We start from the raw sequence: 12,988 nt of genomic DNA, 5'->3' as shown, positions 1-12,988 counted from the left end.
GGTCAGTCCCAGCAGTGCACAAGTACGGTCATACCGCTCGCGCGGCGATTCAACTCATTAGGCGAGATTTGCGCCGTTTCCTGCCCCGGCTGACCTGTGACGCCCGCCTTGGTCAGGATATCCGTCAGACGATCCACCGTGGCGGCCAGGCTGACAGAGGCGGGCAGAGTGCGGCCATCTGACGGCGCGGGCAGCAGCATGCCGACAACATTGCCGCTGTCATCGAAGACGGGCCCGCCGGCGTCGCCGGGTTGAGCATTCAGGGCAAGGCGTTTCACGCCCCTTTCACCATTCAGGCCCCGGATATCCGCGATTTGCCCATAGGTCAGCGTCGGAGCCCCCAATACGCCTTGATACGAAAATCCGGACACGGCCACTTCGGACTGTATCCGGGGTTGATCCGCGCTGAATGCCGCCACGCTCATAGGCGCCAGCGTCTGGCTTGGACGCAGGACCGAGATACCCAGATCCGCATCGGTCCATGCCACCTGAACTTCCTGATCGCCGTCCAGAGTGACGCGCGTGCAACTGTCCGCCGCTTCGGACACGGTCAGGACCGCGCCGCTTTCATCTGCGAAAAAACCGGATCGCGACAGACGGGGTTTGCGCACCTGCAGGCCGGACACGAGGTCAATCCTCTGCTCGGCATCCGCTCCGGCGGTTGCGTCAAGCACGGCATCGGTGGTAGAGAAGCTGTTTTTCATAGCCGCCAGAACGCGGGCCCGGCGGGCCTCGTCGTTTTCGGGCCAGACCAGCGTAAAGCCTTTGATCCGTTCGCCATCCAATTCCGCCTGCGTGTATGAAACGATGCCGTTGCCGCGCCCTTCAAGGGTGAAGCGATCGCCGCGCAGTTCACGTGGGCCGTCCAGCGGCACAATTTCCAGCGACTGCATCACTTCAAAAAGTGCCCGCAGGGTTGCTTTGCTGCCCTCCTGGCTGATCAGCAAAGCTTGTGCACCCTGATCGGCGGAGCCATTGAAGTGCACAAACGGCGCTTCGTAGCGGTCAAATGCGACAACGCCCAGCGGCATATCCATAGCGATACCAGCCTTGTCGTCGGTGTAGGGCTGCATCCCGGCGCTGATCAGAGGTGCGTTGTAGTCGTCCATCAGGGCTTTGCGCTGCAAGGTGGTCAGAACGCCGGTTGGCTCATAGCCGTTAAAACGTTGCCATTCGCCCATGGACCGGCGCGTGCCCTGACCAAAGGCACCGTCGATCGTCGAGTTATAGAACCCAGCGGCCTGCAATGCGGTCTGCAGGTCCTTGCGTTCCTGCGCGCTCAGCAAACGTTCGTTTTGCAAGGCTTCGGAGCGGGACTCATCGGCAGCCCGTGGTGCCACCTCGGCCAGAGGCTGTTCCTCTTGCGGCTGGGGTTCGACAGGTGGCGCAATCACACCCCGGTTGAGTATGTTTGCGCCGATGGGCCAGAATTGCTGACCCAGACCGCTGGAAAAGGTGATGAAACTGTCTGCTGGGACCTGCCCTTCCGCCCGGTAAACCCGCAAAACCTGTTCGGCGTCGCTGCGCAGGTAGGGACCGATGACAATCGCGTACCATCCGCTGTTCAGCCGGAACCCGTTCACGTCCGGCAGTGAGTTGGCATAGGCCTGAGCGCGGTCCTGCGCTGCCCGCAGCGAGGGCTGCGCCTCGACCTGAACCCAGACGCCTTGGTCTTGCTGAGCAGTTGCGGCGCGCAGGCCGAACAAAAGAAACAATAGAATTGCTGTAAATACGCGTGTCATATTCTGCCCGTTTTATGCAGTGTTGGTGCTTGGGCGCACAGTACGCGATTTCAGACAGCGAATGCCATGCTTGGAATACGGGGAATTTCCGGTGTGGCCGTGCAGTTACAGCGTTGAGCCACTGGCCCGTTGACGCCCCATGGCCCCTTGCATAGGAAGGGCAAAACCGACCGGAACCGGGCGCTTGCCGCGCCCAAAGGGAATGTCATGACCGAACAGTCCAGCGCACCGCGTTCTTTTCAGGAAATTATCCTGCGTCTTCAGACCTATTGGGCGTCGAAAGGCTGTGCCATTCTGCAACCCTATGACATGGAGGTCGGGGCAGGGACGTTTCACCCGGCGACCACCCTGCGCGCTTTGGGGGGCAAGGCTTGGGCCGCCGCGTACGTTCAGCCCTCGCGCCGCCCGACCGATGGGCGATATGGCGAGAACCCGAACCGGCTCCAGCATTATTATCAATATCAAGTGCTGATCAAACCGAGCCCTCCCGATCTGCAAGAGTTGTATTTAGGTTCTCTTGAGGCCATCGGCATCGACATGGACCTGCACGACATCCGGTTTGTCGAGGATGACTGGGAAAGCCCCACGCTGGGTGCCTGGGGCCTGGGATGGGAGGTCTGGTGCGACGGGATGGAGGTCAGCCAGTTCACCTATTTCCAACAGGTCGGCGGGCATGACTGCGCGCCAGTATCCGGGGAATTGACCTATGGGCTGGAACGCCTGGCCATGTATGTTCTTGGCATCGACCATGTGATGGATATGCCCTTCAACGATCCGCAATCGCCCAGCCCGCTCACCTATGGCGACATCTTCAAGCAGACCGAAGAGGAATATGCCCGCTGGAACTTTGACGTGGCCAATACCGAGGTTTTGCTGCGTCAGTTCGAAGAGGCCGAGGCCGAATGTGCCACGATTCTGGCGCAGGAGCATGACGATCCGAAAACCGGCAAACGTATCATCATGGCGCACCCCGCCTATGATCAGTGCATCAAGGCCAGCCACATCTTCAACCTGCTGGACGCCCGCGGCGTGATCTCGGTGACGGAACGACAGGCCTATATTGGTCGGGTGCGGGCGCTGGCCAAGCAGTGCGCCGATGCGTTTGTTCAGACCGAGGCCGCCGGACAAACAGCCTGATGAGACCGTCAGGCCAGCCCCGGCAACAACGCCTTGAGACCGTCGGCGATCATGCTGATTGCGATGGCCGACAAGATCATGCCCATAAACCGGCTCATGATCACACGTGCATTGTCGGACAACCGTTCAGCCAGCCACGCCGCGTTCCAGAACGTGACCAACAGCAGCAGCACAACTCCCACGAAAACGCCTGTAAAATAAATGGCTTCCATGGGTCTTTTGACGTGATGAGCATACAGGATCAACGTGGTTATCGTTCCGGGACCCACCAGGATTGGAAACGCCAGCGGATAAAACGCCACGGTTTCCGGTGCCGGGTAAGACTGTTTTTCACCCTCGGTTCCGTGATGCGAACTGCTTTCGCTGCCGTTGAGCATGTTGAGCCCGATCATCATCACCACAAGGCCACCGGCCACACGCAGATGGTCAACCGTGATTCCAAACAACCCCAGTGCCTGACTTCCGACGGATGCGAAAGCACCGCCAAGGACAAGGCAGTACAAGGCCGTCTTGACCGCAATTTTCCTTTGATCCGCAGCCGGGAGGCTTTGTGTCACGCTCAGGAACACCGGCAGGTTGGTCACCGGGTTCATAATCGCAAAAAGCGCACCAAAGAATCCTACGGTAAGGGTCGTGTCCATTCAAAACGCCTCGGATCTGACTGTTCCGCAATGGAACCTGTCCTATTTTTGATGCACTTGAAAGAGGCGGCGTAGAAGGAAAAGCCAAAAGATGACTGGAAAAGTCGTTGCATTCATTCTGATCCTGTCCGGCATTCTGGCCGGCGCGGGCATGTATTACCTGCAGGTTTATGGGTACTACTACGAGGTCGAAACGCATCCCGGACAGGATGTGGTCTTGTTGGCGGAAGATGCGGATGTACCCGTTTCGATCCCGTATACTGCGTTTCAGGCGATTGATGCGGACAGTTCTCCAATCCGGTACCGGGCCTGTTTTGAAACCGACCTGACACTGGACGAGTTGCGACAAACATACCGCCCGGTAGACGAGGCAACGCCCCTCACGGCACCGGGATGGTTTGACTGTTATGACGCGGAAACACTGGCCGATGCGTTGAAATCAGGCGAGGCAGAGGCATTCATGGGCATCAAGAACGTGCATTTCGGGGTGGATCGCATTGTCGCCGTCACCCAGGACGGACGGGGGTTTGCTTGGCATGTGCTGAATAATTGTGGCGAAAAGGCCTATGATGGCACCATCGTGGGCGAGGAATGTCCGCGCAGACCGGAAAGCTGAGGCACGCATGGTCGATCAGGTTTTTGAGATCCCGGACTTCCTGACGGCCACCCTGGGATTTGCGGTGTATCTGTTCGGCGCCGAGGTCAATGCGCGGGTCGCGGCCCTGCGCCAGTTTAATATTCCCGAACCTGTCACCGGCGGATTGCTGGCCTCGCTGGTGGTGCTGGCGATGTATCTGCTGTTTGGTCTCGAGCTGTCTTTTGACTTGAACACCCGGGATTTTCTGCTGGTTGTCTTCTTCGCTGGTATCGGCCTGAACGCACGGGTGTCCGATTTGATTGCAGGCGGTAAGCCTCTGCTTTTTCTTCTGCTTTTGACGTTGGCAACGATTGTCTTTCAGAACGTGATCGGCGCTGCGGGCGCGGTGGCTTTTGGCTATCCGGCGCAGGCGGGTGTTTTGTTTGGCTCTGCCGCCCTGATCGGTGGGCACGGGACGGCCATCGCCTGGTCACCCGAGGTGGCCGAGGTCACCGGCCTAACGGGCGCAACGGAACTGGGCGTGGCCGTTGCCACGCTGGGTCTCGTTCTTGCCGCGCTGGTCGGCGGACCGATCGCGCGCCTTCTGGTCGAGGGGCGCGGTCTGACGCCAGCCCGGCCGGACGAAGAACACACCATCGGTCTGCCGGACGACGCCGACGAAAAGACCGCGCGGATCGATCACCTGACGGTCATGCGGGTTTTGCTCTATCTGAATCTAGCGATCATAACCGGGTATATGCTGAGCGAGAGTATCGCCGCAGCCGGTCTGAAACTGCCGCTGTTCGTGCCGTGTCTCATCATGGGCATCGTGATTGCCAATCTGCGGTCTTATCTGGCCCCGCGGGCCCAGCCCGTCGCGCGCACGCCGTCGCTGGCCCTGATTTCCGAATTTTCGCTGGGTGCGTTTCTGGCCATGTCTCTGATGAGCCTGCAGCTGTGGACGATTGCCGAATTGGGGCTGGCCATTGTTGTGATCATGTCGGCTCAGACCTTGTTTGCCGTCAGTTTCGTGATCTGGGTCCTGTTTCCGATCATGGGCGGAAACTACCGCGCTGCCGTGCTGGCCGCCGGGTTCGGCGGCTTTGCCTTGGGGGCAACACCCACCGCAATTGCCAATATGACAGCCGTGACCAAGCGATACGGCCCGTCGCCTATTGCCTTTATCGTGCTCCCCCTTGTATCCGCTTTCTTTGTGGATATCGCCAATGCCATCGTCATCCAGACGATTGTCAATTTCTAAGGACCGAAAATGCCCGACCTGCTGATCGAACTGTTTTCCGAGGAGATTCCCGCGCGCATGCAAACCCGCGCAGGGGAAGACCTGAAAAAGCGGATGACCGACGGTCTGGTCGAAGGTGGTCTGACCTATGCTTCCGCTGCGGCCCAGACTACGCCGCGTCGCCTGACGCTGGCGGTCGAGGGGCTGCTGGCGGAAAGCCCGACGATCCGCGAAGAACGCAAAGGGCCGAAGGTCGGCGCGCCGGACAAGGCCATTGACGGGTTTCTGCGTGGTGCAGGGGTGACCCGTGACCAATTGGAAGAGCGCGACACGCCCAAGGGCGCGACATATTTTGCGACAATTGAAAAGACAGGGCGTCCGGCCGCTGAAATCGTCGCAGAGGTGCTTGAGGTGGCCATTCGGACCTTTCCGTGGCCAAAATCAATGCGCTGGGGCAATGGTACCCTGCGCTGGGTGCGTCCGTTGCATTCGGTTCTCTGCATTCTGACGGACGAGGCGGGCGCGCAGGTTGTGCCGCTGGAAATTGACGGGCTCCAGTCAAATGACAAAACCGAAGGTCATCGGTTCATGGCGCCGGGGCGGTTTTCTGTTTCTTCTTTCGACGATTACGCGGCAAAGTTAAAGCGCGCTTTTGTGGTGTTATCGCCTGAGGAACGTGCAGAGCACATCTGGAACGACGCCCAGAACATGGCTTTTGCCGCTGGTCTGGAGGTGGTCGAAGACAAGGGTTTGCTGGCCGAGGTTGCCGGGCTGGTTGAATGGCCCGTGGTGCTGATGGGGCAGATCGATGATGAGTTTCTCGATCTTCCACCCGAGGTCTTGCAGACCTCGATGAAAGAACATCAGAAGTTTTTTCGGTCCGCAATCCGAAAACAGGGCGGATCGAACGCTTTATCACGGTTGCAAACCGCGAAACCGCCGACAATGGCGCGACCATTCTGGCGGGGAACCAAAAGGTGCTGTCGGCCCGTCTGGCCGATGCCAAGTTTTTCTGGGAAAACGATCTGCGTACCGCCAAATCAGACATCAGCCAATGGACCCGCACGCTGGAGAATGTGACCTTTCACAACAAGCTGGGGACGCAGGCTGAACGCATCGACCGTATCGCCGCGCTGGCCCGCGAATTGGCTCCGGTCGTTGGTGCTGATGCCGATCAGGCCGAAAAAGCCGCGCGTCTGGCAAAGGCTGATCTGAGTTCCGAGATGGTTTATGAATTCCCAGAACTTCAGGGGCTTATGGGGCGGTATTACATCGAGGCAGCAGGTGAAGACGCCGCCGTGGCCGCCGTCGCGCAGGAACACTACTCGCCACTGGGTCCGTCAGATGATGTACCAACCGCGCCGCTGTCTGTGACCGTCGCTTTGGCCGACAAGCTGGACACACTGACCGGTTTCTGGGCGATTAATGAGAAACCCACCGGGTCGAAAGACCCGTTTGCCCTGCGAAGGGCGGCGTTGGGGGTTATTCGTCTTATTCTAGCTGGTGAAATTCAGGTAGGACTGAGTGACTTCTTGCGGGAGTTTGTCGGCAAAGCCGACGTACTGGTTGCAGAGAATCCTGATGGTGTCGTGGGCCCTTTACCAGACGTATATATTCCAACCCTTATTGATTTCTTCCACGACCGCCTCAAAGTCTTCCTGCGCGATGAGGGCATCCGTCATGACATCATCGACGCCTGTATCGCCATGGACGGCAATGACGACCTCAACCTGTTGGTCAAACGCGCCCGCGCACTGAACGCGGTGATTGCGACTGAGGATGGGGAAAACCTCGTGCAGGGCTTCAAACGGGCCAACAACATCCTGACGCAGGCCGAAGAAAAGGACGGCGTCGAATACTCTTACGGCGCGGATGTGAAATTTGCCGAGACGGACAGCGAAAAGGGGCTGTTTGCGGCGCTGGAGACGGCGCAGGCGCAGATCGATCCGGCGCTGAAAGCCGAGGATTTCCCGGCTGCGATGGCCGCCATGGCGGCACTGCGGGGGCCTGTTGACGCCTTCTTTGAGGATGTTCAGGTCAACACAGACAATGATATTCTGCGTCGTAACCGGTTGAACTTGCTCAGCCAAATCCGGCAGGTATGTTCCACTGTTGCCGATTTGAGCAGGATCGAAGGCTAAAGGGGTCGGCGCGCCCTTGCGCGAAGGGCGCATCTGCCTATGCTGCGGTGAAACCAAAAGGTGCCGCAGTGCAGAATAATCCGCATACCACGCTGATCACATCGAATGCGCCCGTTGCTGCGCAGACCCATGGCGGACGGGCAAAATGCCTGCAACGACTGGTCCGGCTCGACCTGCCGGTCCCTCGGACGGTGGCGCTCTCCTTCAATGCGGTGCACCGGATCGCCGAAGGGCACATACCCGATCTGGCCGCGATCCTCGAACTGTTTGACACCGCCACACTGCTGTGCGTGCGGCCCAGCTCCGAGGACCCCGATTGGGGTGGCCCGGGGGCGGTACTGAATATCGGCATGAATGATGCGCGCTACGTGGACCTGTCGGACACGATGGGCGCAGAGGCGGCTGCCGCGCTGTATCTGCGGTTTGTGCAAAGCTACGCGATCCATGTGGCGCGGTTGGATGCGGATGTGTTTGACGACATTGATGCGGATGGCAGCGAAGGGCTGCGCCTGTCCTTGCGCGCCTATGAGGATGAGACGGACGAGGCGTTTCCACAGGACCGGGGTGAGCAGTTGGTGGCTGTTTTGCGGTCAATGGCGCGCGCGTGGGATGGCACCTCGGCCCGTTTGTTGCGACAGGCCAAGGGTGCTCCGGCTGATGCCGGGCTGGGTCTCGTGATCCAGGAAATGATCCCGGGACTGGGGCAGGGAGAATGCGGATCGGGGGTTCTGCAACTGGTGGATTCGACCACCGGCATGCCGCAGATCACCGGGCGCTATCTGAGCCAGAGTCAGGGCCGCGATGCCCTGGGCGAGGGTGTCGCCGCTCTGTTCTTGGAAAAGGACCCGCGGGGTCAGTCGCTCGAAGAGGTCGCACCCAAGGCGTTTGCAGACCTCAAGGCGCAAGCGGCGTTGATGCGGGAAAAGCTGCGCGAAGAGATGCAGGTTGAGTTTGTCGTCGAAAATGGCCAGGTCCACATTCTTGACGGGGTCCGGGTTCAGCGCAGTGCCCGCGCCGCGATGCGCATTGCGGTCCGTTTGGCCGAAGACGGGATTATCCTGCCGCAAGAAGCGGTTATGCGAGTCGATCCGCATGCATTGAACGAGCTACTGCACCGTCAGGTCCACCCCGAAGCGCGCCGCGATGTTCTGACCACCGGTATCGGCGCCAGCCCGGGGGCGGCGACCGGCAAGATTGTCTTTACCGCCGCCGAGGCGCAAGCCAGTGCCGCGCGCGGCGAGGCCTGTATTCTGGTGCGCCGCGAAACCTCGCCCGAGGATGTGCGCGGGATGCATGCGGCAGTTGCGGTTTTGACCGAAAAGGGCGGCATGACCAGCCACGCGGCGGTGATTGGTCGCGGGCTGGGTCTGCCCTGCATCGTTGGTGCGTCCGACATGCGGTTTCAGACCAAAAAGAGACTGCTGACCGCACCGGATGGCCGGGTGTTCAAAACCGGCGACACACTAACCATTGACGGCAGTTCCGGTCAGGTTCTGGCCGGGCAGCCGGCCATGCTCGAAGCGGCCTTGGATGACAGTTTCCAGACATTGATGGGTTGGGCGGATGCCGAGCGGGATATCGAAGTCCGCGCCAATGCGGACACGCCTGCGGATGCGCAAACCGCGCGTAACTTTCAGGCGCAGGGGATCGGACTGTGCCGAACCGAGCACATGTTTTTTGATCCCGGCCGTCTTATCGTCATGCGCGAAATGATCTTTGCGCAAACATCGTCGGGACGCGCAGCGGTGCTGGAACGCCTGTTGCCGATGCAGCGCGACGATTTTGTGCAGCTGTTCCGGATCATGAAAGGGCTGCCGGTCTGTATCCGATTGTTTGACCCGCCGTTGCACGAGTTCCTGCCGACCACCCGCAGCGGTCAGAGAGAACTGGCCGAGGCGCTGGATCTGCCGGTCTCGGATGTGGAACGCCGGGTCGACGCGATGAGCGAGTACAACCCGATGTTGGGTTTGCGCGGCGTCCGGCTGGGTGTGACCGTTCCCGAGATTTATGACATGCAGGCCCGGGCAATTTTTGAGGCCACGCTGGAGGCCCGCGAAAACGGTGCGCCTGTCGTGCCAGAGGTGATGATCCCGCTGGTTTCGGCCAAGCGCGAGGTCGAACTGGTTAAATCCCGCATCGATTCCGTCGCTGCTGCTGTTGCAGCCGAACAGGGACAGGATTTTGAGTACCGGCTGGGTGTGATGGTGGAAACGCCGCGCGCCTGTCTGCGGGCGGAGGAAATTGCGCCCAGCACGGCCTTTCTGAGTTTTGGCACCAATGACCTCACCCAAATGACCTACGGGCTGTCGCGCGACGATGCCGGACGGTTTATGTCCGCTTATGTCAGGCAGGGTGTGTTTACCGAAGATCCGTTCCACGTGCTTGACCCGGATGGGGTGGGCGAATTGCTGAAACTTGGGGCCGAGCGGGGCCGCGCCGCAAAGGCGGATGTCACTCTTTCGGTTTGTGGTGAGCATGGTGGAAACCCCGAATCAATCTCTATTTGTCGCGATTTGGGGTTTGACTACGTGTCGTGTTCACCTTTCCGGGTGCCCGTCGCTCGGCTGGCTGCCGCTCAACTGGCGATTTCGTCCAGACTTGGGGGTTGACAGAGGCCGTTTGCCCAAGGATTAGTGGGTCAGGGATGGACCTGTGGTCGAAATTTTTCGACCCTGCGGGCAATTTTTCTCTTGCTTTTTTATCAGAACTGGACGTTTGCCTCTGAGTGGGGTAAGAGCCTCGTCGCGCCCGCCGGGGGAGGGTTTGGCGCGTTAAGTGCCTGTGCGAGGTTATCTGATGCTACGTTACATAATGGCTGTTGCCGCTCTGGCAGCAACCGTGCTGCCTGTTGCGTCCTTCGCCGAGAGGGAAGCAATCGATTCTGCCAAGCAAGAGCTTACGGCCCGCAATGAATTGCCGGGACAGAGTTTTCGTGACTACTTTAACTTGTTCCAGCCTCGAAAAGCGGCTGAACCGATCAAAATATCCTATTCAAGCGACTGGCTGGACCAGCAGCCCGCCGCCACCGGCGACGAGGACTGGCGATGCCTGTCCGAGGCTTTGTATTTTGAAGCGCGCGGCGAAAGCGTACGCGGTCAGTTCGCGGTGGCCGAGGTCATCCTGAATCGGGTCAAAAGCAGCCGCTTTCCGGATTCGCTGTGTGGTGTGATCCGTCAGGGTACTGGCAAGAAATACCAGTGCCAGTTCACGTACACCTGTGACGGACACAAGGAAGTCATCCACGAAAAGAAGGCTTTCGAACGCGTGTCCAAGGTTGCGCGTGCGGCAATCGATGGTGTTGCCAAGGAACTGACCGAGGGAGCCACGCATTACCACACCACGGCGGTGCGTCCGTCTTGGGCGCGTGTTTACCGGGAGACCGCCCGGATTGGCGTGCATATCTTCTATCGGCACAACTACCAGACAGCGAGCAACTAACGGGTTTGAGCCGACCAGATGGGTGATGCCGCATTCGGTTGTTGGATTGGCGTTTGTTTGAATGCTATAGGGCAGCGCAGCGCCTAAACTGGGCGAACGTCAATACCAAGCCCGAATAGGCCTGACCCATGAGTTCTGAAATCCGCCTGGCATTTGCACACCCGTCTGAACGGTCCGAGGCGACCTCGACCCGGGGGCCGCTGGACCGCATTTCGCTGCGGGACCACATCGTCGAAGTTGAAATCGGCGCCTTTCAGGCCGAGCGCGGGACCACCCAACGCATCTGCTTTAACATCGTGGTCGAGGTGCGCCCGCTCACCGACCCGATCGACGACGATGTGGATCGTATCTTGTCTTATGATCGCGTGACCGAAGCCATTGCGTATGAGCTGTCTGCCGAACGGTTGAATCTGCTCGAGACGCTTGCAGAGCGTGTGGCAGAGCGTATTTTACTTGAACCTCAAGCCGTAAGGGCCTTTGTCAGAATTGAAAAACTGGATCGGGGTCCGGGGGCGCTTGGCGTTGAAATCGTGCGTGGGCGGGATGCCCATCACCACGATATTGTCGAAGAAGAGCGCCCGCATCCGCGTCTGGTGTTCCTGTCGAATGATGCGATTGGGTCCGACAACCTGACCGGTTGGATCGATCAGCTTGAAAACCGGCAGCGCCCGTTGATCCTGTGTGTTGGCGCATCCGAAATGGCCGTTTCGCAAACGGGTCACGCCATGACCCAGCGTCGGATCGATTTGCTGGCGATCGAACAGAACGCCTGGGTGCTGGCCGCGCGGGATCATCGCTGCGTTGTTGTTTCAACCCGGACCGAGTTGGATTGGGCCATGAAGAATGGTCAGATCTGCGTGTGGGCCCCGTCCAAGATCGTGCTGGATGCGGTGGATGGCCCGTCCGCGGCCCCATCTGATGCGGTGGCGCTGGCCGCGTGGTTTGCCGCAACCTTTGAGGCCAGTGAGATGCTGGTGATTGGCGGGGACCTGCCCGAAGCACCAAAGACACCCTTGCGCGCCGTGCCTGTGGATCAAGCGCAGCTGTGACGACGTATTTCAGACCGCTGGTGCAACATGGGCCGAACCGGCCGAAAGGTGCGGTGCCGCTTGCCGGTCAGGCGTTGTGGTTTACCCATGCCGAGGCGTTGACACGGAGGTCTGCGCCCGAGGTGGTGGCCACAAAGGAAATGCCTGCGGAGGTTCTGGATCGACTGATACGCACGCGCGGGTCGATAGCCGGTCTGGATATGGCCCATCCGCACATCATGGGAATCCTGAACACGACGCCTGACAGTTTCTCGGATGGGGGTGTGCACAATTCGATCGACGCGGCACGCGATGCCGCCATCAGCATGGTTGCACAGGGGGCCAGTATTCTGGATGTCGGCGGCGAATCCACGCGCCCCGGTGCTGCATTTGTTCCCGAAGATACCGAGATCGCCCGAACCCGCCCGGTGATCGAAGCGATCCGAGCGCAGACGGATGCCCTGATTTCTGTCGATACCCGCAAGGCCAGTGTTGCCAAGGCGGCCTGCGCGGCCGGAGCGGGGCTGGTCAACGACGTCTCAGGGTTCACATTCGATCCGGAGCTGGCCCCGTTTTGCGCTCAATCCGGTGTTCCAGTCTGTGTCATGCATATGCAGGGCGATCCCGCAACGATGCAGGACAACCCGTACTATGAAAACGTTGTGCTGGACGTGTACGACTTTCTGGCAGACCAGATCGCGCATCTGCAAAAGCTGGGTCTGAATCGGGATCACATCGTCATCGATCCGGGCATCGGGTTTGGCAAAACCCAGGATCACAATCTGGATTTGTTGCGAAACCTCAGCCTGTTTCACGGTTTGGGGTGTCCGATCCTGCTGGGTGTGTCGCGAAAAGGGTTTATTGGCAGCATCGGGCAGGAGCCGCGCAAAACCGCCCGCGCCCCGGGATCAATTGCGGTGGCTCTGGCTGGATTGGCTCAGGGTGTGCAGATCCTGCGGGTGCACGATGTGGCCGAAACCGCTCAGGCCTTGCGTCTGTGGGCCGCTGTCCGTTAATGCGGTCGCAATCAGTTTGATGGAGTGA

The 12,988-nt window shown here is 59.6% G+C and carries 9 protein-coding genes and 1 pseudogene; 8 read left to right on the top strand and 2 right to left on the bottom strand.

The window, feature by feature from the left end; translation table 11 throughout:
• Positions 1–2: 2 nt before the first annotated feature.
• Entirely contained in the window at positions 3–1,742 is a 1,740-nt protein-coding gene (locus ACR3ES_RS15565) for a serine protease (protein ID WP_170429814.1), read from the bottom strand.
• Between the two features lie 207 nt (positions 1,743–1,949).
• Between ACR3ES_RS15565 and ACR3ES_RS15560 the strand changes: the two genes are divergently transcribed.
• Entirely contained in the window at positions 1,950–2,879 is a 930-nt protein-coding gene (locus ACR3ES_RS15560) for a glycine--tRNA ligase subunit alpha (RefSeq protein ID WP_170429817.1), read from the top strand.
• Between the two features lie 8 nt (positions 2,880–2,887).
• Here ACR3ES_RS15560 and ACR3ES_RS15555 read toward each other — a convergent pair whose 3' ends face one another.
• Complete coding sequence (locus tag ACR3ES_RS15555; RefSeq protein ID WP_170429820.1) at positions 2,888–3,520, bottom strand: MarC family protein; 633 nt, start codon at positions 3,518–3,520, stop codon at positions 2,888–2,890.
• A 91-nt stretch (positions 3,521–3,611) separates the two neighbouring features.
• Between ACR3ES_RS15555 and ACR3ES_RS15550 the strand changes: the two genes are divergently transcribed.
• From ACR3ES_RS15550 to folP, 7 genes and pseudogenes are all read left to right on the top strand, one after another.
• The gene (locus tag ACR3ES_RS15550; RefSeq protein WP_170429823.1) at positions 3,612–4,136 is read left to right on the top strand and encodes a DUF6446 family protein; all 525 of its coding nucleotides are present in this window, start codon (positions 3,612–3,614) and stop codon (positions 4,134–4,136) included.
• 7 nt (positions 4,137–4,143) lie between these two features.
• Positions 4,144–5,358, top strand: coding sequence for a sodium/glutamate symporter (gene gltS, locus ACR3ES_RS15545; protein WP_170429825.1), 1,215 nt, complete (start codon positions 4,144–4,146; stop codon positions 5,356–5,358).
• Between the two features lie 9 nt (positions 5,359–5,367).
• Positions 5,368–7,478: pseudogene (gene glyS, locus ACR3ES_RS15540) on the top strand (glycine--tRNA ligase subunit beta).
• Positions 7,479–7,525: 47 nt separating this feature from the next.
• Positions 7,526–10,087, top strand: coding sequence for a putative PEP-binding protein (locus ACR3ES_RS15535; RefSeq protein ID WP_480423830.1), 2,562 nt, complete (start codon positions 7,526–7,528; stop codon positions 10,085–10,087).
• Positions 10,088–10,274: 187 nt separating this feature from the next.
• Positions 10,275–10,916 (top strand): cell wall hydrolase, encoded by a 642-nt coding sequence (locus ACR3ES_RS15530; RefSeq protein ID WP_170429833.1) that lies wholly within the window; start codon positions 10,275–10,277, stop codon positions 10,914–10,916.
• 128 nt (positions 10,917–11,044) lie between these two features.
• Positions 11,045–11,965 (top strand): dihydroneopterin aldolase, encoded by a 921-nt coding sequence (locus ACR3ES_RS15525; protein ID WP_170429835.1) that lies wholly within the window; start codon positions 11,045–11,047, stop codon positions 11,963–11,965.
• Positions 11,962–12,960, top strand: coding sequence for a dihydropteroate synthase (folP, locus tag ACR3ES_RS15520; protein ID WP_170429838.1), 999 nt, complete (start codon positions 11,962–11,964; stop codon positions 12,958–12,960). The genes ACR3ES_RS15525 and folP overlap by 4 nt, the downstream gene beginning before the upstream one ends.
• Positions 12,961–12,988: the final 28 nt, after the last annotated feature.

Source organism: Ruegeria sp. B1 (assembly GCF_056535885.1).
Note: the sequence above shows the minus strand (reverse complement) of the source record. Positions and strands in the feature narration are given on the sequence as shown.

What these genes read in the sequence shown, in the direction of transcription:
- ACR3ES_RS15565 (WP_170429814.1), bottom strand. Translation starts at nt 1,742, where the DNA reads ATGACACGCGTATTTACAGCAATTCTATTGTTTCTTTTGTTCGGCCTG.
- ACR3ES_RS15560 (WP_170429817.1), top strand. Translation starts at nt 1,950, where the DNA reads ATGACCGAACAGTCCAGCGCACCGCGTTCTTTTCAGGAAATTATCCTG.
- ACR3ES_RS15555 (WP_170429820.1), bottom strand. Translation starts at nt 3,520, where the DNA reads ATGGACACGACCCTTACCGTAGGATTCTTTGGTGCGCTTTTTGCGATT.
- ACR3ES_RS15550 (WP_170429823.1), top strand. Translation starts at nt 3,612, where the DNA reads ATGACTGGAAAAGTCGTTGCATTCATTCTGATCCTGTCCGGCATTCTG.
- gltS (WP_170429825.1), top strand. Translation starts at nt 4,144, where the DNA reads ATGGTCGATCAGGTTTTTGAGATCCCGGACTTCCTGACGGCCACCCTG.
- ACR3ES_RS15530 (WP_170429833.1), top strand. Translation starts at nt 10,275, where the DNA reads ATGCTACGTTACATAATGGCTGTTGCCGCTCTGGCAGCAACCGTGCTG.
- ACR3ES_RS15525 (WP_170429835.1), top strand. Translation starts at nt 11,045, where the DNA reads ATGAGTTCTGAAATCCGCCTGGCATTTGCACACCCGTCTGAACGGTCC.